This is a genomic window from Shewanella rhizosphaerae, from assembly GCF_019457655.1.
Lineage (GTDB): Bacteria > Pseudomonadota > Gammaproteobacteria > Enterobacterales > Shewanellaceae > Shewanella > Shewanella loihica.
This window is the reverse complement of the sequence record NZ_CP080420.1, coordinates 4312652-4330998: the sequence shown is the minus strand read 5'-3', so window position 1 is coordinate 4330998 and position 18347 is coordinate 4312652. Positions and strand designations below refer to the sequence as shown.

The window sequence follows — 18347 nt, the reverse complement described above, 5'->3', positions numbered from 1 at the left end:
TCGTAAGGTTAGTTAAATGGATCGAACTCATCTGCATTTATCGCGCTGGCAGTGGCTTGTGCAACTGCGGCGACTGCTGGCGGCTAGTCTACCCAATCGCTGTATGATCTGCCATCAAAGGGTGGTCTTGCCACAGCGAGGCATCTGTCTCACCTGCCTCAATGCCGGGCTCTATTCGTCGCCGACTTGTCTGGGCTGTGGCCGAGCTATGCCTCAGCAGACCGCCTATTGCGGCGGCTGCATGACGAGCCAGCCCCTCAAAGTGGTGGCGCCTGCCAGTTATCATCAGGGGCTGGGGGAGACAGTGGCGGCAATCAAGTATCAGGGACAACTCGCCGGTCTGACTCCCTTAGTGCAGGCCCTGGTGAGGCGGATTCGGCTGTTGGCTGAGGTGGAGGTTATCAGCCTGCCTCAGGCCTTGGTACCAGTGCCGTTGCATCCACATCGTCTGCGTGAGCGCGGCTTTAATCAGGCCTTTGTTATCGCCCATGAGCTTGGCCTAGCCCTCGAATTGCCAGTGCTACCCGATGCCCTTGAGCGGCTCAGCGATACGCCGCCCCAGGCAGGGCTGACGGGTAAGCAGCGACGGCGTAATCTCGCTGGCGCCTTTCGTTTGATTGACGAGTTCGATTTTCAGCGTGTCGCGCTGATCGACGATGTGGTGACCACAGGCACCACGGCCAAGGAGATCGCCAGGCTGTTTGAGGCGCGTTATATCCAGGTGCAGGTGTGGTGTCTGGCGCGCGCCGAGGCGCCCCACCTTATGGATCAATAGCCGTTACGGCGCCAGTTGCGATACTTGGTGTGTACGCCTCGGGTGAACAGCGAGGAGTATTCCTCCAGCAGATCGACGCCATAAAGGATGGCGACCACCAGCAGGGAGAGCTTGATCCCCACAAAGGGGTCGACCACGGCGATGCAGACACCAATCGCCGCCAGCGCCCAGATGGCCGCGGCCGAGGTGACGCCGACAACAACCCCTTCCTTGGCTAGCATGACGCCGGCCCCGAGAAAGCCAATGCCAGTGACCACCTGACCTATGATGCGCGAGGGATCCGATACCGAGGTGGCCACGGCCATGGAGGCGGTGATGAAGATATAGGTGCCGAGCACAATCAGCGATGAGGTACGTATCCCCACGGGTTTGCCCCTGAGTTGGCGTTCCAGGCCTATGATGAGGCCGCAGAGCACGGCGCAGCCGAGTTCGCGCCAGCGAAAGGGATCGATAGCAACCCAAGCATCAAGATTCATGGTGTGGTCCTAATTTACTATGTCTGGTGCAGAGGGCTTACGGGCGGGATGACGTCTTGGGCTATTCTGCGGGTCAATTTTCGGCGAGTGTCGATCTAAAAGGCCCCTGAGTCAATAGGGGCCATGGGATATATTGTTAGGCCTTCGGCCTAGGCCTCGTCCTCCTCGAAGATCGCCTCTATGGGCAGTTGAAACAGCCGGGCGATCTTAAAGGCCAGTGGCAGGCTGGGATCATATTTGCCCTTCTCGATCGCATTGATGGTCTGGCGTGATACATCCAGCAGTCCCGCCAGGTCGGCCTGAGTCCAGTTGCGCTCTGCGCGCAGGGGTTTTAGACGGTTCTTCATCTGTAGCTCAGTCTCCCGAAGATGATCCCCAGCATATAGGTGAGCGCCAGTAGCACCACCAGATAGGCCGCCTTAAGATCCGGTAGCAGATCCGCCAGATCCAGAATCGAGTAGAGGGAGAAGCCAATGATGCTGACGCCGACAGCCAGGGCCAGGGCATCTAGCTGTATCTTGCGCTCCATCTCATCGAGCTGGCGCAGGAAGCGTTTGAAGGCCAACAGCATCCAGATGCCGATGGCGCCATGGAGGATGAAACAGCTCACCACGACCCAGGTGCTGGCCAGATAGCCTTGGTGGGCAAGGAAGGAGGTGCCGCCCAGGCTGAGCGCCCACAGCAGGGCGAGCAGGTTCACCCTGTTAGCATTTTGAATATCCCTTGACGGTAGCCCTCTGGAGCAGATGGCGTCGATGATCTGTTTCATGTGCAGTTCCTCTCGTTTGCTAAAAATGTCAAACACCCTTTACATAACAAGTTAGGCTAAAAAAGAATCAAGGTCAAGCATGCTTTACATAAAGTTTGGTTTATTTGACTTTTAAGCGGTAGAAAATGGCGCTGAGACTGGACTCGCTTGGGGAGAAAAGCATTGAGCGAACGCGCATTTGAACAGGTGATAGCGAGTGCCGATGGTCGAAAATCGATAGCTGGTAGCAGGAGGTCGATAGTTGGTCGCAGGAAAAAGATAGCCGGATGCCAACGGCACCCGGCCAAGAGATTATTAGCCCGTTATTCGGCCTTGGTGTATTTATCCAGGATCACCGCGCAGGCCGCATCGCCAGTGATGTTGAGCGAGGTGCGGATCATGTCAAACACCCTGTCCAGGGCGAACAGTAGCGGCAGGCCATCGATAGGGATACCCGCGGCCAGCAGCACGGCCACCACCAGGAAGGAGGGGCCGGGAACACCTGCCTGGCCTATGGCGCCTAGGGTCGAGGTGAAGATGATCGCCATGTAGGCGCCCAGGCTGAGATCGATACCGTACATCTGGGCAAAGAAGATGGCTACCAGGCCGTAGTAGATGGCGTTACCGCTCATGTTGATGGTGGCGCCCAGCGGCAGCACGAAGGAGGCGGTGGGTTTAGAGACGCCCAGTTCCTCCTCACAGGTCTCCATGTTCACAGGTAGGGTCGCCATTGAGGAGGCGGTAGAAAGTGCCATCACCTGAGGCTTCTTCATGACACTGATGAACTTCTTGGCGCTGACGTTGGAGAACAGCTGCACCAGCAGCGGGAAGAAGAGGAAGCCAAACAGCAAGATGCCGAGGACAAACACGGCGAACAGCTTAAAGACCACTTCTAGCGCGTCGAAGCCGAAGGTGCCCACAGAATCTGCCATCAGGCCAAATACGCCGATAGGCGCGATCACCATGACACAGTTGATCATCCAGACGAAGGCATCGACTATGGTGTTGAGGGCCGCCAGGATTGGCTTGCTGCCTTCTCCCTTCACCTTGGTGAGGGCGATGCCGAAGAAGATGCTAAAGACCAAGATCTGCAGGATGTTGCCGCCGGTCAGTGACTCGAACACATTGGTGGGGATCATACCGATAAAGGTATCCATCACGCCGGGAAGGGCGCCATGCTCTTCGGTCACCTTCATCAGGCCGCTGGCGCTGTGGGCGGTGAAATCGACGCCGTTACCGGGCTGGAACAGCGATCCCAGCAGGAGTGCCAAGGCGACGGCTACGCCCGAGGTGATGATGAAGAAGCCGAAGGTGCCTATGCCTATTTTTCCAGCAGAGGGGCTGTCACCCAGGCTGGCGGCGCCCGAGATGATGGAGACCAGCACCAAAGGGATAACCAGCATCTTGATCAGGTGGATGAATATGGTGCCCAGCGGTGCAAACATGCTGGCCTGCTCACCCATGATAAAACCGACGGCGGCGCCGATAATCATGGCGATCACCACCTGCACCCCGATATTGCCTAATAGCCTACTTGTCTTGGTTTTCACCTTTGCCTCGTCTTGTCGTCAGTTATGCTTTTGAAATGAGTATAGTCTTGCAGGCGCGCAGCGTAGCACGGGCGAGGAGAAGAGTCTGTGAATTAAGGCTAACCCTGAGGATAAAGCCCAAGTACTGAACATAAGTGCTTAACATAAGCACTGAGTATAAGTATTGGGCCTAAGTATTGGATGCGAGCGGCGGGCTTTGTGGAGAGTTGAGTCGCTTTTTTTGGTAAAACGGCGTGTTGTGGCTGGAGTGTTGTGGCTGGAGTGTTGGGGAATAAAAAGGGGATGGCATTCACCATCCTCTTTTTATGTAGCTGACTTGCTTGGCTTACTCTCGCTTAGCAGTAAGCTCTAATGCGTCCGGCTTAAGGCTATTGTCCCTTGACGATCGTCTCCAGGTGTTTGTAGAAGCGCTGGTTGAAGTTGTCTTCATTGCCGTCGAAGCTGATGCTGAGGTAATCGCCGAGCTTGCCGCTGTAGTCGGTGGCCTCGTAGATACTGACTTCGATGAGCTTATCGCCTTGGATCAGATAGTTATCGACAGACACAAATTCGGCATATGCGGCTGGCAGGTCTATCTGCTTCATACGCAGAACAGGCTCATCGCTTGGACTGGTGCTCAGCGACCATTGATAAGTCGTGACCTCTCCGGTGATGTTGAGCTTGATGGTTTTGTTCTCTTCATCGACCACTACATCGTCTGGGTAGAAGGCTGGCCAGAAGAGGCGAGCGACATCCGCCGTGGTCAAGAGCTCTGGATCTTGATGGCTCGGCATGGGCCAGGTGGCGAACTCACCCCGTACACGGCACATCACGTCGGCTGCCTGCTTTCCACGGTAGCGATATACCTGGCTTGGCCAGTTGAGTTCGGCCAGCTTGAGTGACGGTGGCGTGGTGCTGAGAATGGCCTGCCACTCCTCACCAGTGCCTGAGTATTTATTGAATTCGATTGTGATGGGTACCGAGGTGCCACTGTACACAGTCTGGAGTGTGTTGTTTTCGTACTTAATCTCGGGCGGCTGATAGTCTTTGTCGCCTTCGATAACCCAATGTTTTAGCTCCTTGTTCCAACACTCCTCTGGAGTGTCAGTTCCGTCGCGATCATCGAATACCCGACCATTGACCTTGCCCTCGACGATAGAACCTACGAAGGTGAGATCGGGCGTGCCATAGGTGAGGGTAAAGAGGCTCCGTAGTGTGGCGGGGGCCAGGGTGAAGTTGCTATGCAGCTGGTCGTCCTCAAGGAAGTGGCTGTTGATCACCTGCCAGTCGGCGTCCGACATGATCTTCGCATCGATTGGTGTCTCGATATACTCTTCGGCGATCAGCGCATTGTTGACCAGGAAGCGCACCGCCATGGGGTCGCTGGCTAAATAATCCTCGGTGCTCATGGCACTCTCTTCTACCAGGGTCTTTAGCTGGTCTCGGATGGTTGACATGATGTCATCCACGGCCAGCACATCGCTGAGCTGATCGCCGATCAGGGCTTCGAGGTGACGGTGCAGTCGGTAGGTGTCGATAAATTCAGGGCTGAGGGATTGCTCGGCGCTGAGTTTATAGGGATTGCCATCGCGCTCGTAGATATTCAGCAATAGAGCGGCGAGCAGAGTGCGCTGGGTTGCGATATCAAGGGATGTGGTGCCAGCGGCGCGCATGCGGGCGACGCGCTGATACTCCAGGTGAGTCATAGGGTTGATCTCACCACCGTGTTCCTGCAGGGCGACCAACTTACCGACTCCCTCCATGGAGATCACGGCCTGGGTGCTAGCGGATCCGGCTGCCGTACTTGAGGCATTGGTGTTTAGAGAGTCCGGGCGAAAAGCTGCTTTGAGCAGGGCTGGCTTGCTGCTGGCTTCTGCTGCCTGTTGCCAGTTGGCGATCAGATCATAGACGGGCATCTCGACGTCACTGCTCCAGTCTATCTGGTAGTTACCCTCGGCATCTGCAATGGCGCTGGGCTCATCGCTATCACAGCTGGCATTTTGGTTGAGATCCACACAGACCTCGGCGCCGGCTACCGCGCCTTGGTACACCACAGTGCCGACAACACTATGGTCGAAACTCGTGGGAGGCGGCGTGCCGCCGTCGGTTGGGGTATCTGAATCGTTATTGGAGCCGCCGCAGGCACTGAGCAGACAGGTACCGAGCAGCAGAGAGCTAAGGTGAGTTAAACGCATATTTGTGTCCTTACAAATATTAACAATGAAAAGGACCCGACATCGACAACTTAGCCGAGGTCCAATACGGCTGAAAGGACATTATCTATGGCTTTGATTAAATTACCATTACCCGATCGGGTAGGTTGGAAGGCGGGGCCAGCTGAGCGTTAGGCAATAAAAAATGGCCCCGAAGGGCCACTTTAAATATTGTCATCAGACGCAGGGCCTAAGCCTTAGGGCCAGCCTGTTTGATGGCGTCAGACACGTCGTACTTAGTGAAGTTGGCGGCAAACTCTTCGGCCAGCTGCTGAGCATACTTGTCGTACTCTGCTTTATCGGCCCAGGTGTTGACCGGGTTAAGCAGCTTGGCATCGACGCCGGTTACAGCCACCGGCACGTCAAGGTTTAGCTTGTCGATGTGAACCGTTTCCACATCCTTCAGCTCACCACTGACGATGGCATCGACGATGGCGCGGGTCGTTGGGATATCGAAACGCTTACCTACGCCGTGTGGACCACCGGTCCAGCCTGTGTTGACCAGGTAAACCTGGCTACCGAATGACTCGATACGCTTCATCAGCAACTCGGCGTAGACGCCAGCAGGACGTGGGAAGAATGGTGCGCCGAAACAGGTCGAGAAGGTTGACTGAATCGCAGAGGTCGAGCCCATCTCGGTCGAACCCACCTTAGCCGTGTAACCCGAGAGGAAGTGGTAGGCCGCCTGCTCTTTGCTGAGTTTAGACACAGGTGGCAGCACGCCAGACACGTCACAGGTCAGGAAGACTACGGCATTTGGCTCGGCGCCACGGTTCTCTTCTTTACGCTGAGCGATGTGTTCCAGTGGGTAGGCCGCGCGGCTGTTTTCGGTCAGCTCTGTGTTGCTGTAGTCAGGGATGCGTTGCTCGTCCAGAGTGACGTTTTCCAGTACGGTACCGAAACGGATCGCGTCCCAGATAACTGGCTCGTTCTTCTGGCTCAGATCGATACACTTGGCGTAGCAACCGCCTTCGATATTGAATACGCCGCCCGGTGCCCAACCATGCTCGTCGTCGCCGATAAGGAAACGCTTAGGATCTGCTGATAGGGTAGTCTTGCCCGTGCCAGACAGGCCGAAGAATAGGGTAGTGTCGCCTTCGCTGCCGACGTTGGCCGAGCAGTGCATTGGCAGCACGCCTTTGGCGGGTAGCAGGAAGTTCTGCACAGAGAACATAGACTTCTTCATCTCGCCGGCGTACTTCAGGCCAGCCAGTAGTACCTTGCGATCGGCAAAGTTGATGATGACGGTGGCGTCAGAGTTGGTGCCGTCTCGGGCTGGATCGCACTCGAAACCCGGTGCGTTCATGATCTGCCATACAGGCTTGTTGGCAACGTTAAACTGCTCAGGCACGATAAACAGGTTGCGGGCAAAGAGTTGATGCCAGGCGGTTTCAGTTTTAACTTCAATGGGTTGGTAGTGCTCAGGGTCGGCACCCACTTCCAGTTCAGAAACGAAGGTTTCTTTGTCGGCCAGGTAGGTTGCGACGCGATCCCAGAGGGCATTAAAGGCATCCATGGCGAACGGCTTGTTGACCGAACCCCAATCGATATCATTTTCGCTGCTCGCTTCTTTCACGATAAAGCGGTCGTTCGGTGAACGCCCGGTACGCTCGCCGGTTTTTGCCACTAATGCACCATTCGCCGTTAGCTCTCCTTCGCCGCGTGCGAGTGCAAACTCAACTAGTTGTGCCGTAGAGGGATTTTTATGAGTTTGCTTAGATCCATCCGCCATCTGTAAGGTCTCCATCATTCGAGTAGGGTTGGCCGGTCTATGCCAGCTTGTTTTTGTTTTATCTGCATGATAGGCAGAGGCCCGATTGTAACTTAAGCGGAATTGAATGTGTGAGGAAGATCGCGAAAATCGTGAAAAAAAGAGGATGCGCACAGGCATCCTCTATTAATCATGAATTTAAGCCGATGATTTACTGCTGGGTATCGGCCTTAGGGGCGTTTTTGAATAGCGCCTCGATATCGATAGAATCGAAGCTGTAGCTGCTGTTGCAGTATTCGCAGCCCATCTCGATCTTGCCCTGTTCGGCTAGGATGGCATCTAGCTCCTCTTTGGCTACCGTCTTCAGTGCCTGACCGCTACGCTCACGAGAGCAGGTACAGGAGAAGGTGACTTCGATAGGATCGAACAGGCGAACCTCTTCCTGGTGATACAGACGGTGCAATACTTCTGTTGCCTCGAGCTCGAATAGCTCTTCGGCCTTGATGGTGCTGGTCAGCTGCTCGAGATGTTCGAACTCTTCGTTGTGCTCGTCCTCGCCCGGTAGAACCTGTAGCAACATGCCGGCGGCCTGCTTGCCGTTGGCAAACAGGCGGATGGCGGTAGGCAGCTGCTCAGATTGCAGGAAGTATTGCTCCAGGCACTCGGCCAGAGTTTCCTTCTCCAGCGCCACTACACCTTGATAACGCTCGCCGTTATTCGGGGTTAGGGTGATCACCATGTGTCCCTGGCCCATCAGCTGTTGCAGGCTGGCCTCTTTGGCGACTTCGCCTTCCCAGCGTGCGACGCCGCGCAGCTGCTGCAGGTTGTTGCCATTGATCACCGCCAGGGATACCGGGCCGTTGCCCTGAACCTGTACGCTGATGTCGCCATCAAATTTCAGTGTGGCGGTGAGTAAAGAGGTGGCCGCCATCAGCTCGCCCAGCAGACGGGCAATGGCCTCTGGGTAGCTGTGGGCCGACAAGATCTCTTGATAGCTCTTCTCTAGCTGTACGATTTGTCCGCGCACATCGGCGTTGTCGAATAGGTAACGGTTTAAGATATCTTTACTCATTTGTGTCTCACTGTTAGCTTTCTTTAAAGCGTATTAGTTGGCGACGCTGTTTCTTGTCTGGCTTGGTATCCGGCGCGGGATTGTTGAGCACATTCAAGCGTCTTGCCTCGGCATAGGTCTCGCGTTTGGCTATGCTTTCTGGCGTCTCTTCATATAAGGTTTGGGCGACCACCGCCTTCTGGCGCTGCTCGGATAATTTTTTTATGACGATCTCTTTTTCGTCATATCCTTGTCGTAATCTAATCACGGCATCGACTTCGGCTAGCTTACTCGACTTAGTGCGCTGGCCATTGTAGTGCACCTTACCGCCGTTGATCATCTCTTTGGCGATTGCACGCGTCTTATAGAAGCGGGCGGCCCACAGCCACTTGTCGAGCCGAACGCCAAGCTCTTTCTCTGAGGTCATGGTGATCAGGTCTCCTTAGGTGTATAAAGATGTGCAAGCTCACAGGCTGAAAAAATAGTCCATACTTGTCGTTAGCCAACAGATGAGATAGCGACAGACCTCACACCCTTTTTAGGCGCGTAAAGTTAGCATAAATCGGCTCTATAGGCCAATAAAGAGACTGTTATGGGCTTGTTGCGATTAGCTGTGTAGGTTAGCATGAGCCACAGCTAGGAAATTATCATAATCAGATTAGAGGCCTGCAAAGAGGGTCCACAATAATATGGATTTATTAGACAAAGTAATATCTAAGGCCTCTGCCGTGCCGCAGAAGCCTCTGAGTTCGGCCGTATTCTGGCTCGGTTTGATTACCGCTATCTATCTTTTGGCGCAGATCACATGGAAGTTGGTGCCCGTCGCAGAAACCCCACAAAAATGGCAGGCGACCCCTGTCTCCAGCAGCCAGTCATCGTCTCAGGTGAATGTCTCTACGCTGCAGGAATTAGCTCTCTTCGGTAAGGCGGATCCTAATTCGGATAAGCCTAAGCCCGTGGTGGAAGAGAAGATCACCGATGCCCCTAAGACCTCGCTGTCAATTCAGTTGACCGGCGTGGTGGCCTCGACTGCAGAGCAACATGGGCTGGCGGTGATCGAGTCCAGCGGCAGTCAGAACACCTATAGCCTGGGCGATAAGATCAAGGGCACCTCAGCCTCGCTTAAAGAGGTGTATGCCGATCGCATCATCATCTCCAACAGTGGTCGCTACGAGACACTGATGCTCGACGGTCTCAAGTATGAGACCCAGGGCGCCGCCAATAGCCAGTTGCAAGAGGCGCGTTCCTCTCGCGATGTACGCACCATAGACAAACGTAGCAACAGCGCCGTCTCTAAAGAGCTGGAAGAGTCGCGCGACGCCCTGCTGGAAGACCCCAGCAAGATCACAGATTACCTTGCCATCTCACCGGTCAATGTCGGCGGCGAGCTGCAGGGATATCGCCTGAATCCGGGCAAGGACAGACAATTATTTGAACAGGCTGGCTTTAAGGCCAACGATTTAGCAAAATCAATGAACGGCTATGATCTGACTGATATGAGCCAAGCATTGGAAGTGATGGCGCAGTTGCCAGAATTGACCGAAATTTCTCTGATGGTTGAAAGAGAGGGTCAGCTGGTTGAGATCATGTTTAGTTTGCCGCAATAAAAAGGGTTAGGGGAAGTCATTAATGAACAACAAGAAAATGCGCCGCAATCTTATCGCGAGCGTCGTGATGGGCGCCTCGCTGTTAGCGCCACAAGTGGCGTGGTCGGAACAATACGCGGCTAATTTCAAGGGCACTGACATTCAGGAATTTATCAACATAGTTGGTAAGAACCTGAACCGGACTATCATCGTCGACCCAACCGTACGCGGCAAGATCAACGTACGCAGTTACGATCTGCTCAACGACGAGCAGTATTATCAGTTCTTCCTTAACGTGTTGCAGGTCTATGGCTACGCCGTGGTCGAGATGGACAACAACATCATCAAGGTGATCAAGGACAAAGACGCCAAGACCTCGGCGATCCGCGTCGCCGACGACAGCACCCCTGGCCTTGGCGATGAGATGGTGACCCGCATCGTCGCGCTCTATAACACAGAGGCAAAACAGCTTGCCCCCTTGCTGCGTCAGCTAAACGACAACGCTGGTGGCGGTAACGTGGTTAACTATGACCCGTCAAATGTCTTGATGATCTCCGGCCGTGCGGCCGTGGTGAACAAGCTGGTGGAAATTGTCCGCCGCGTCGATAAGCAGGGCGATACCGAGGTGCAGGTCGTGCCGCTGGAATATGCCTCTGCCGGCGAGATGGTGCGCATTATCGACACCCTGTATCGCGCCAGCGCCAACCAATCCCAGCTGCCTGGTCAGGCGCCTAAGGTGGTTGCCGACGAGCGTACCAACGCCGTGATCGTCAGCGGTGATGAGAAGAGTCGTCAGCGCGTGGTGGCCCTGATTAAGAAGTTAGATGCCGAGCAGGCGACCACAGGTAATACCAAGGTGCGTTACCTGCGTTATGCCAAGGCCGAAGACTTAGTGGAAGTGCTGACCGGCTTTGCCGAGAAGCTGGCCAAAGATCAGGAGGGCGGTCAGGCCCAGGGTGGCCGCAGCAAGCGCCGCAACGAAATTAACATCATGGCTCATCCAGACACCAACGCCCTGGTGATCAGCGCCGAGCCGGACCAGATGCGCACCCTTGAGAGTGTCATCAACCAGCTGGATATTCGCCGCGCGCAAGTATTGGTGGAAGCCATTATCGTCGAGGTCGCCGAGGGTGACGATGTCGGTTTTGGTGTGCAGTGGGCCACAGAGGCCGGTGGCGGTACTCAGTTTAATAACCTAGGCCCCACCATCGGCGAGATCGGTGCCGGTATCTGGCAGGCACAAGATCAGAAAGCATCGCAAACATGTTCGGGGGCAGGTGATAATCAGACCTGTACCAAGAATCCGGATACCAAAGGTGACATCACCCTGCTGGCGCAGGCGCTGGGCAAGGTGAACGGTATGGCCTGGGGCGTGGCCATGGGTGACTTCGGCGCCCTGATCCAGGCGGTATCGAGCGATACCAAGTCGAACGTGCTGGCAACCCCTTCTATCACTACCCTGGATAACCAGGAAGCCTCCTTCATCGTGGGTGATGAGGTGCCTGTGCTGACAGGTAGCCAAAACTCCAGCAATGGTAACAGCAACCCCTTCCAGACGGTTGAGCGTAAGGAAGTGGGCGTGAAGTTAAAGGTTGTGCCACAGATCAACGAAGGCACTACGGTTAAGCTCACCATTGAGCAGGAAGTCTCAGGCATCAATGGTAAGACTGGGGTCGACGTGACCTTCGCGACCCGTCGTCTGACGACTACTGTGATGGCCGATTCAGGCCAGATCGTGGTGCTGGGTGGTCTGATCAACGAAGAGGTGCAGGAGAGCGTGCAGAAGGTGCCTTTCCTCGGTGATATTCCTATCCTAGGTCACCTGTTTAAGTCTTCTTCTAGCGGTAAGAAGAAGAAAAACCTTATGGTCTTCATCAAGCCAACCATCATACGCGATGGCGTGACCATGGAAGGCATTGCCGGTCGTAAGTACAACTACTTCCGTGCCCTGCAGCTCGAGCAGCAGGAACGTGGCGTGAACCTGATGCCAAATACCAGCGTGCCTATCCTGGAAGAGTGGAATCAGGAAGAGTACCTGCCGCCTGAAGTTAACGAAGTACTGCAGCGTTATAAGGATCGCAAGGGGTTAGATACCAAGATGCGTGAAACCGATCCTGCGCTGAAACAGATCAACGAAAACAAGCAGCAAGATAAGCAAGATGAGTGATATCCAAGCCACGCAAAACGAGGAACTGGCCCAGGTAACGAGTGAACTCGGGTTAGCCTCGGAGGCCGAATCCGATGAGGTATTTCACTCAAGCAGCCGGGATCGTCTGCCCTTCGCCTTCGCCCACAGGTTCGAGTTGGTGCTGGAGAAGGACGACAAAGCCGGATTAACCCTGTACCACACAGTCAACACGCCTATCGACGCTATGTTGGAGGTGCGCCGTTACACAGGAAAAGAGCTGGCACTGGCTCAGCTGGAGCCCTCTGTGTTCGAGGCCAAGCTGACTCAGGTCTATCAGGCCAACTCTTCCGAGGCGCAGCAGCTGATGGAAGATATCGGCAACGAGATGGATCTGTTTACCCTGGCCGAGGAGCTGCCACAGACAGAGGATCTGCTTGAGGGTGACGACGATGCACCTATCATCAAGCTGATCAACGCGCTCCTGTCAGAGGCGATCAAAGAGGAAGCCTCGGATATTCATATCGAGACCTACGAGAAGCAGCTGGTGGTGCGTTTCCGCGTCGACGGCGTGCTCAAAGAGGTGCTCAAACCCAATCGTAAGCTCTCCTCGCTATTGGTTTCGCGTATCAAGGTAATGGCGCGTCTGGATATCGCCGAGAAGCGGGTGCCGCAGGATGGCCGCATCTCGCTGCGTATCGCCGGTCGTGCGGTGGACGTGCGTGTCTCGACCATGCCTTCTAGCCACGGCGAGCGCGTGGTGCTGCGTCTGCTGGATAAGAATGCCGGCAACCTGGATCTTAAACAGCTGGGGATGACAGATGAGATACGTCATCAGTTCGACGAACTGATCCGTAAGCCCCATGGCATCATCCTGGTTACAGGTCCTACAGGTTCGGGTAAGAGTACCACCCTGTATGCGGGTCTGACCGAGATCAATGCCATCGACACTAACATTTTGACCGTCGAAGACCCGATTGAATATGAACTGCCCGGCATAGGCCAGACCCAGGTCAATACCAAGGTCGACATGACCTTCGCCCGTGGCCTGAGGGCCATACTGCGTCAAGACCCGGATGTGGTGATGATAGGTGAGATCCGTGACCTGGAAACCGCGCAGATCGCGGTGCAGGCCTCGCTAACGGGTCACCTGGTGATCTCCACCCTGCATACCAATACCGCCTCGGGCGCTATCACGCGTCTGCAGGACATGGGCGTCGAGCCCTTCTTGGTCTCCTCGAGTCTGCTAGGGGTGCTGGCGCAGCGCCTGATCCGTACTCTGTGCCCTAGTTGTAAGACAGAGCACACGCCGGACCTGCGTGAGCGCGAGCTGCTCGGGATCAGCGAAGATGATCCACGCACCATCTACCGGGCGATCGGCTGTTCGGCCTGTGGCCACAATGGCTACCGTGGCCGTACTGGTATTCACGAGCTGCTGTTGGTGGACGACTATGTACGCGAGCTGATCCACACGGGTCGCGGCGAACTGGCCATCGAGAAGCATATTCGTAAGACGGTACCTAGCATTCGCCATGACGGCATGATCAAAGTCCTCGCCGGGGTGACTACGCTGGAAGAAGTGCTGCGCGTCACTCGCGAGGAGTAGCCATGCCAGCATTTGAGTACAAGGCGTTAAACGCCCAGGGCAAACAGCAGAAAGGGGTTGTCGAGGCAGACACGGCTCGTCATGCCAGGGGGCAACTGCGCGAGCTGCGTCTGATGCCGCTGGAGATCACTCCCGTGGTCGAGAAGGAAGCCAAGGCAAAGAGCGGCGGTTTCAGCTTCAAGCGCGGCATCTCGGTCGCCGAGCTGGCACTGATCACCCGGCAGATCGCCACCCTGGTGGCGGCCGGCCTGCCGGTGGAAGAGGCCCTCAAGGCCGTGGGGCAGCAGTGTGAAAAGGATCGTCTCGCCAGCATGGTGATGGCGGTGCGCTCTCGCGTGGTTGAGGGTTACAGCCTGGCCGATTCCATGGCCGAATTTCCCCATATCTTCGACGATCTCTACCGGGCCATGGTTGCCTCGGGTGAGAAATCGGGCCATCTCGAGGTGGTGCTCAACCGCCTCGCCGACTATACCGAGCGTCGTCAGCAGCTCAAGGGCAAGATGACCCAGGCGATGATCTATCCTATCGTCTTGACCCTGGTCGCCATCAGTGTGATCGCCATCCTGCTGGCCGCCGTGGTGCCTCAGGTGGTGGGTCAGTTCGAGCATATGGGTCAGGAACTGCCCTGGACCACACAGTTTTTGATCGCCTCATCGGATTTTGTTCGCGACTATGGCCTGATCGTCATAGGCGTCATCATCGCTTTAGTGGTGGGTGCCAAGCAGCTGCTGCGCAGCGCGGCCAACCGGATGAAGTACGATAGCGCAATATTAAAGATGCCGGTTGTCGGCCGGGTGAGTAAGGGCTTGAATACGGCGCGTTTTGCACGCACCCTGAGTATCCTTACTGCCAGTTCGGTTCCTCTGCTCGATGCCATGCGTATCGCCAGCGAGGTCTTGATGAATGTCCGGGTACGGGCGGCGGTCGAGGAGGCCACGGCCAGGGTACGTGAAGGGACTAGCCTAGGCGCGGCGCTTGCCAATACTAAACTTTTTCCCCCAATGATGCTCTATATGATCACCTCGGGTGAAAAGAGTGGTCAGCTGGAGCAGATGCTTGAGCGCGCCGCCGACAACCAAGACAGAGAATTTGAGTCTAACGTCAACATCGCCCTTGGGGTGTTCGAGCCCATGCTGGTGGTCAGCATGGCGGCCGTGGTGCTGTTTATCGTCCTGGCGATTCTGCAGCCGATCTTAGAACTCAACAACATGATTAGTGGTTAACGCCCAGGCGTTTATCACCAACTGCCGTCCTAGCCGCAGATGTTAGGGCATTTTTTATAGAGGAAGTATTAATGCAAGCAAGAAACAAGCAAAAAGGTTTTACCCTACTGGAAGTTATGGTGGTTATCGTTATCTTAGGGATCCTTGCTTCTATGGTTGTGCCTAACCTTATGGGCAACAAAGATAAAGCCGACATCCAAAAGGCGGTATCTGACATTGTTGCACTGGAAAATGCCTTGGACATGTATCGTCTGGACAACAGCGTCTATCCGACAACAGAACAGGGCCTCGAAGCCCTGGTACAGAAGCCGACTATCTCACCCGAGCCGCGCAACTACCGCGCCGACGGCTATGTGAAGCGTCTGCCACAGGATCCATGGCGTAACGATTACCTGCTATTGAGCCCAGGCGAGCAGGGTAAGATCGACATCTTCAGTGCCGGTCCTGACGGTCAACCGGGTACCGAAGACGATATCGGTAACTGGAATCTGCAAGATTTCCAATAAGCCTTAAGACGAGTCTGTTTATGCGTGGCGTCCGCCAATTCGGTTTCACCCTGCTAGAGGTCCTGCTGGTCGTCTTGCTGATGGGATTGGCTGCCGCCGCGGTGACATATACTACGAGCGGCGCCGACCAACACAAGGCGCTGGAGCGCACGGCGCGCCAGTTTATGGCGGCCACCGAGCTGGTGTTGGATGAGACCATACTCAGCGGTCATTTCATTGGCATCGTCATCGATAAGCAGCGCTACGAGTTTGTCGTCTACGATGAGGGCAAATGGAAGCCGCTGCAGCAAGATCGTCTGCTGGCGGCCAAAGAGATGGAGCCTGGGGTCGAGATGCATCTGGTGCTCGACGGTCTGCCCCTGACTCAGGAAGATGAAGAGGATGAATCCTGGTTCGATGAGCCGCTTATCGAGCGTAGCGAAGATGAAAAGAAAAAGTTTCCCGAACCTCAGGTGCTGCTGTTTCCCAGCGGCGAGATGAGCGTCTTCGAGCTGACCTTCGTCGGTAAAGATGAGCGTGGCCAGGAGATTGAGGCCCTGGTGGTTGGCGATGCCTTAGGCCGCCTGACCCTGGGCAGAAAGGATGGATTCGATGAGTAAGCGCAGGCTAGGCCTGAATCTCAAGGGCAGACACCGCAGCGCCGGCATGACCCTGCTCGAGGTGATCGTGGCCCTCATGGTGTTTGCCATCGCCGCCGTCTCCATCACCAAGAGCCTGGGTGAGCAGATGGCCAACATGCCGATCCTCGAGGAGCGCACCCTGGCCCAGTGGGTGGCCAGCAACCAGATGGTGGATGCCCGCCTGGAGAAGAAATTCCCGGATCTCGGCCGTAAAGACGGCAGCGTCGAACTGGCGGGAAAAGAGTGGTATTGGCGCAAAGAGGTGGTGAAAACCACAGATGATAATTTTCGAATGATACGCATCAGTGTCAGTGACGATGAGCGCTATAAGCGCATCATCGCCCAGGTGAGCAGTTATGTGCTTAAGCAAGACTAAGCGGGCACAGGGCTTTACCCTGCTGGAGATGCTGATCGCCATCGCCATCTTTGCCATGCTGGGGTTGGCGGCGAATGCCGTGCTCAGCACAGTAATGAAAAACGATGAGGTCACCGCCGAGTTTGCCCAGCGACTCAAGTCGTTGCAACAGGGCTTCGGTGCCCTGGAGCGGGATTTTGGTCAGATGGTGGCCCGAACTCCACGTCTGTTAGAAGGCGGGCGTGGCTCGACCGTGATTCAGACCGGTAAAGATCTATTTGATTCAGAGTCTGAGGCCATCGTCTTCTATCGTATCGGCTGGTTGAATCCTGACGGGCTCTTGCCCCGGGGCAGCCTGCAGTCGGTGGCCTATGTGGTACAGGAAAATAACCTGGAGCGTTGGTATTTTCCCTATCCCGAGCCGGAGTTTGGCGCCGAGCCGATTAAGACTGTGGTGATTAAAAACGTCCTGTCGGTGGAGTATTCCTTCTATGTCGAGGACAAGTGGCAGCGTAAGTTTGATGCTACTAGCCTGCCCAAGGCGATCGCCATGGAAATTGAGGTGGAAGGCCTGGGTAAAGTACAGCGCAAGTTCCTATTACCTTTGGGAGCGACCCTGACTAAAGATAGCGAAGAGAACTCAGGTAATAATAACGGTAATAACAACGGTAACAACAAGGGTAATAACGGCGGCAATAACAACGGCAACAACTCCGGCGGCAACAGCGACGGAGGTAAAGATGGCGGTTCCGATGGCGAGGAAGATGAAAATGGGTAACTTGCCAGGAAAGCAGCGTGGGGTCGCGCTGATTGTCGTCTTGTTGATCGTGGCCATGATCGCCATCATAGCCACCAACATCAACAGCCGTAACCAGATCTCGGTGCGCCGCACCATCAACCTGGCGCAGTATGATCAAGCCTATTGGTATGCGATCTCGGCCGAAGAGTTGGCCAAGAAGGTGTTGAAACAAGATTTGGATGATGCCGATGAGGGCAAGGTGCATCGTCAGCAATATTGGGCCCAGGCCGATGTGGTGTTTCCCGCTGAGCAGGGTGAGATAGGCGGTCGTATCAGCGATCTACAGGCCTGTTTTAACCTAAATGCCCTGGCGATCGAGACCACAGAGGTGGAAAACGGCCAGCCCAAGCTGCCGCTGCCGGCGGTACAATTTAAGGGGCTGTTGGTGGCGCTGGGGATGGATGACTTCTCCGCCGAGCGTCTGACCCATACGCTGAAAGATTATATCGATGAGGATACGGTCGCCAGCCCGTTCGGCGCCGAAGATGCCGACTATGAGTCGCGCACCGTGCCTTACCGGGCGGCTAACACCCTGATGAGCCATCGCAGCGAGCTGCGGGCGGTGATCGGCTTTAGCCAGGAGGTCTACCTCAAGTTGGCGCCCTATATCTGCGTCATCCCCGGCTATGACCGCCAGGTGCTGAACGTCAACACCATAGAGGTGGAGCAGGCGGCGCTGCTGGCGGGCATGTTTGACAATAAGATCAGTGTGGGCGAGGCCGAAAGCATCATTAATCAGCGACCGGGCGACGGCTATGACAGCCTGGATGACTTCTGGTCTAATGGTTCTATCTCAGGGCTGCGCCAGGACAAAAATCTGGAATCGAGCTTTAGCCTCAAGAGTAAGTATTTTCTGCTGGAGGCGGGCGCTAAGGTTGATAGCGCCACCTTTAGGATGCAAAGTGTATTACGTGTGGGCGGTAACAACCAGCTGGACGTCTTGACCCGTCAATATGGCGGCCAAAAATAATCACTTAGGTGAGCAGCGCTCGTCTAGGCTAATAAAAGGACAAGCTCATCGAGA

General features: G+C 55.4%; 18 protein-coding genes. 10 read left to right on the top strand and 8 right to left on the bottom strand.

All coding sequences use genetic code 11. The features are described 5' to 3' along the window. The first annotated feature begins 16 nt into the window (after positions 1-16). Positions 17-775, top strand: coding sequence for a ComF family protein (locus tag K0I63_RS18810; RefSeq protein WP_220082010.1), 759 nt, complete (start codon positions 17-19; stop codon positions 773-775). Here the strand turns inward: K0I63_RS18810 and K0I63_RS18805 are convergent. From K0I63_RS18805 to hslR, 8 genes are all read right to left on the bottom strand, one after another. After that, a complete protein-coding gene (locus K0I63_RS18805) occupies positions 769-1251 on the bottom strand; it encodes an MgtC/SapB family protein (RefSeq protein ID WP_011867422.1) in 483 nt (160 codons plus the stop codon). The two genes, K0I63_RS18810 and K0I63_RS18805, sit on opposite strands and share 7 nt — an antisense overlap. 149 nt (positions 1252-1400) lie before the next feature. Beyond that, entirely contained in the window at positions 1401-1598 is a 198-nt protein-coding gene (locus K0I63_RS18800) for a helix-turn-helix transcriptional regulator (RefSeq protein WP_011867421.1), read from the bottom strand. Then, positions 1595-2020 carry a hypothetical protein gene (locus K0I63_RS18795; RefSeq protein WP_011867420.1) on the bottom strand — a complete coding sequence of 142 codons (426 nt, stop codon included), beginning with the start codon at positions 2018-2020 and terminating at the stop codon, positions 1595-1597. The genes K0I63_RS18800 and K0I63_RS18795 overlap by 4 nt, the downstream gene beginning before the upstream one ends. Before the next feature lie 302 nt (positions 2021-2322). Continuing rightward, positions 2323-3549, bottom strand: a complete 1227-nt coding sequence (locus K0I63_RS18790) for a dicarboxylate/amino acid:cation symporter (protein ID WP_220043635.1) — start codon at positions 3547-3549, stop codon at positions 2323-2325. A 368-nt stretch (positions 3550-3917) separates the two neighbouring features. Continuing rightward, the gene (locus K0I63_RS18785) at positions 3918-5723 is read right to left on the bottom strand and encodes a hypothetical protein (protein ID WP_220082009.1); all 1806 of its coding nucleotides are present in this window, start codon (positions 5721-5723) and stop codon (positions 3918-3920) included. A gap of 208 nt (positions 5724-5931) precedes the next feature. After that, on the bottom strand, positions 5932-7473 hold the full coding sequence (locus K0I63_RS18780; RefSeq protein ID WP_011867417.1) for a phosphoenolpyruvate carboxykinase: 1542 nt from the start codon (positions 7471-7473) through the stop codon (positions 5932-5934). A gap of 190 nt (positions 7474-7663) precedes the next feature. Beyond that, positions 7664-8524, bottom strand: a complete 861-nt coding sequence (gene hslO / locus K0I63_RS18775; RefSeq protein WP_220043632.1) for an Hsp33 family molecular chaperone HslO — start codon at positions 8522-8524, stop codon at positions 7664-7666. Positions 8525-8537: 13 nt separating this feature from the next. Next, on the bottom strand, positions 8538-8930 hold the full coding sequence (hslR, locus tag K0I63_RS18770) for a ribosome-associated heat shock protein Hsp15 (protein WP_011867415.1): 393 nt from the start codon (positions 8928-8930) through the stop codon (positions 8538-8540). Positions 8931-9192: 262 nt separating this feature from the next. On the opposite strand from hslR, the gene gspC reads away from it, so the two are divergent. From gspC to gspK, 9 genes are all read left to right on the top strand, one after another. Then, positions 9193-10110: a type II secretion system protein GspC gene (gene gspC, locus K0I63_RS18765; protein WP_220043631.1), complete on the top strand. Its 918-nt coding sequence runs from the start codon at positions 9193-9195 to the stop codon at positions 10108-10110. A 22-nt stretch (positions 10111-10132) separates the two neighbouring features. Beyond that, a complete protein-coding gene (gene gspD, locus K0I63_RS18760; RefSeq protein WP_220082008.1) occupies positions 10133-12256 on the top strand; it encodes a type II secretion system secretin GspD in 2124 nt (707 codons plus the stop codon). Continuing rightward, the gene (gene gspE, locus K0I63_RS18755; protein ID WP_258406905.1) at positions 12249-13820 is read left to right on the top strand and encodes a type II secretion system ATPase GspE; all 1572 of its coding nucleotides are present in this window, start codon (positions 12249-12251) and stop codon (positions 13818-13820) included. Before gspD ends, gspE begins: the two co-directional genes overlap by 8 nt. Positions 13821-13822: 2 nt before the next feature. Beyond that, positions 13823-15043, top strand: coding sequence for a type II secretion system inner membrane protein GspF (gspF, locus tag K0I63_RS18750; RefSeq protein ID WP_220043629.1), 1221 nt, complete (start codon positions 13823-13825; stop codon positions 15041-15043). Positions 15044-15114: 71 nt separating this feature from the next. Beyond that, positions 15115-15549 carry a type II secretion system major pseudopilin GspG gene (gene gspG, locus K0I63_RS18745; RefSeq protein ID WP_011867410.1) on the top strand — a complete coding sequence of 145 codons (435 nt, stop codon included), beginning with the start codon at positions 15115-15117 and terminating at the stop codon, positions 15547-15549. Positions 15550-15569: 20 nt separating this feature from the next. Next, the gene (gene gspH, locus K0I63_RS18740; RefSeq protein WP_220082007.1) at positions 15570-16148 is read left to right on the top strand and encodes a type II secretion system minor pseudopilin GspH; all 579 of its coding nucleotides are present in this window, start codon (positions 15570-15572) and stop codon (positions 16146-16148) included. Continuing rightward, the gene (gene gspI, locus K0I63_RS18735; RefSeq protein ID WP_011867408.1) at positions 16141-16545 is read left to right on the top strand and encodes a type II secretion system minor pseudopilin GspI; all 405 of its coding nucleotides are present in this window, start codon (positions 16141-16143) and stop codon (positions 16543-16545) included. The genes gspH and gspI overlap by 8 nt, the downstream gene beginning before the upstream one ends. Then, a complete protein-coding gene (gene gspJ, locus K0I63_RS18730; RefSeq protein WP_220082006.1) occupies positions 16526-17302 on the top strand; it encodes a type II secretion system minor pseudopilin GspJ in 777 nt (258 codons plus the stop codon). The genes gspI and gspJ overlap by 20 nt, the downstream gene beginning before the upstream one ends. Further along, positions 17295-18293 carry a type II secretion system minor pseudopilin GspK gene (gene gspK, locus K0I63_RS18725; protein ID WP_220074029.1) on the top strand — a complete coding sequence of 333 codons (999 nt, stop codon included), beginning with the start codon at positions 17295-17297 and terminating at the stop codon, positions 18291-18293. The genes gspJ and gspK overlap by 8 nt, the downstream gene beginning before the upstream one ends. Positions 18294-18347: the final 54 nt, after the last annotated feature.

Bases quoted from the DNA above. Each gene is read 5' to 3' on its own strand.
- K0I63_RS18785 (WP_220082009.1), bottom strand. From the start codon at position 5,723: ATGCGTTTAACTCACCTTAGCTCTCTGCTGCTCGGTACCTGTCTGCTC.
- K0I63_RS18780 (WP_011867417.1), bottom strand. From the start codon at position 7,473: ATGGCGGATGGATCTAAGCAAACTCATAAAAATCCCTCTACGGCACAA.
- gspJ (WP_220082006.1), top strand. From the start codon at position 16,526: ATGTGCTTAAGCAAGACTAAGCGGGCACAGGGCTTTACCCTGCTGGAG.
- hslO (WP_220043632.1), bottom strand. From the start codon at position 8,524: ATGAGTAAAGATATCTTAAACCGTTACCTATTCGACAACGCCGATGTG.
- gspI (WP_011867408.1), top strand. From the start codon at position 16,141: ATGAGTAAGCGCAGGCTAGGCCTGAATCTCAAGGGCAGACACCGCAGC.
- K0I63_RS18795 (WP_011867420.1), bottom strand. From the start codon at position 2,020: ATGAAACAGATCATCGACGCCATCTGCTCCAGAGGGCTACCGTCAAGG.
- K0I63_RS18800 (WP_011867421.1), bottom strand. From the start codon at position 1,598: ATGAAGAACCGTCTAAAACCCCTGCGCGCAGAGCGCAACTGGACTCAG.
- gspD (WP_220082008.1), top strand. From the start codon at position 10,133: ATGAACAACAAGAAAATGCGCCGCAATCTTATCGCGAGCGTCGTGATG.
- K0I63_RS18805 (WP_011867422.1), bottom strand. From the start codon at position 1,251: ATGAATCTTGATGCTTGGGTTGCTATCGATCCCTTTCGCTGGCGCGAA.
- gspH (WP_220082007.1), top strand. From the start codon at position 15,570: ATGCGTGGCGTCCGCCAATTCGGTTTCACCCTGCTAGAGGTCCTGCTG.
- gspC (WP_220043631.1), top strand. From the start codon at position 9,193: ATGGATTTATTAGACAAAGTAATATCTAAGGCCTCTGCCGTGCCGCAG.
- gspK (WP_220074029.1), top strand. From the start codon at position 17,295: ATGGGTAACTTGCCAGGAAAGCAGCGTGGGGTCGCGCTGATTGTCGTC.
- gspG (WP_011867410.1), top strand. From the start codon at position 15,115: ATGCAAGCAAGAAACAAGCAAAAAGGTTTTACCCTACTGGAAGTTATG.
- K0I63_RS18810 (WP_220082010.1), top strand. From the start codon at position 17: ATGGATCGAACTCATCTGCATTTATCGCGCTGGCAGTGGCTTGTGCAA.
- gspE (WP_258406905.1), top strand. From the start codon at position 12,249: ATGAGTGATATCCAAGCCACGCAAAACGAGGAACTGGCCCAGGTAACG.
- hslR (WP_011867415.1), bottom strand. From the start codon at position 8,930: ATGACCTCAGAGAAAGAGCTTGGCGTTCGGCTCGACAAGTGGCTGTGG.
- gspF (WP_220043629.1), top strand. From the start codon at position 13,823: ATGCCAGCATTTGAGTACAAGGCGTTAAACGCCCAGGGCAAACAGCAG.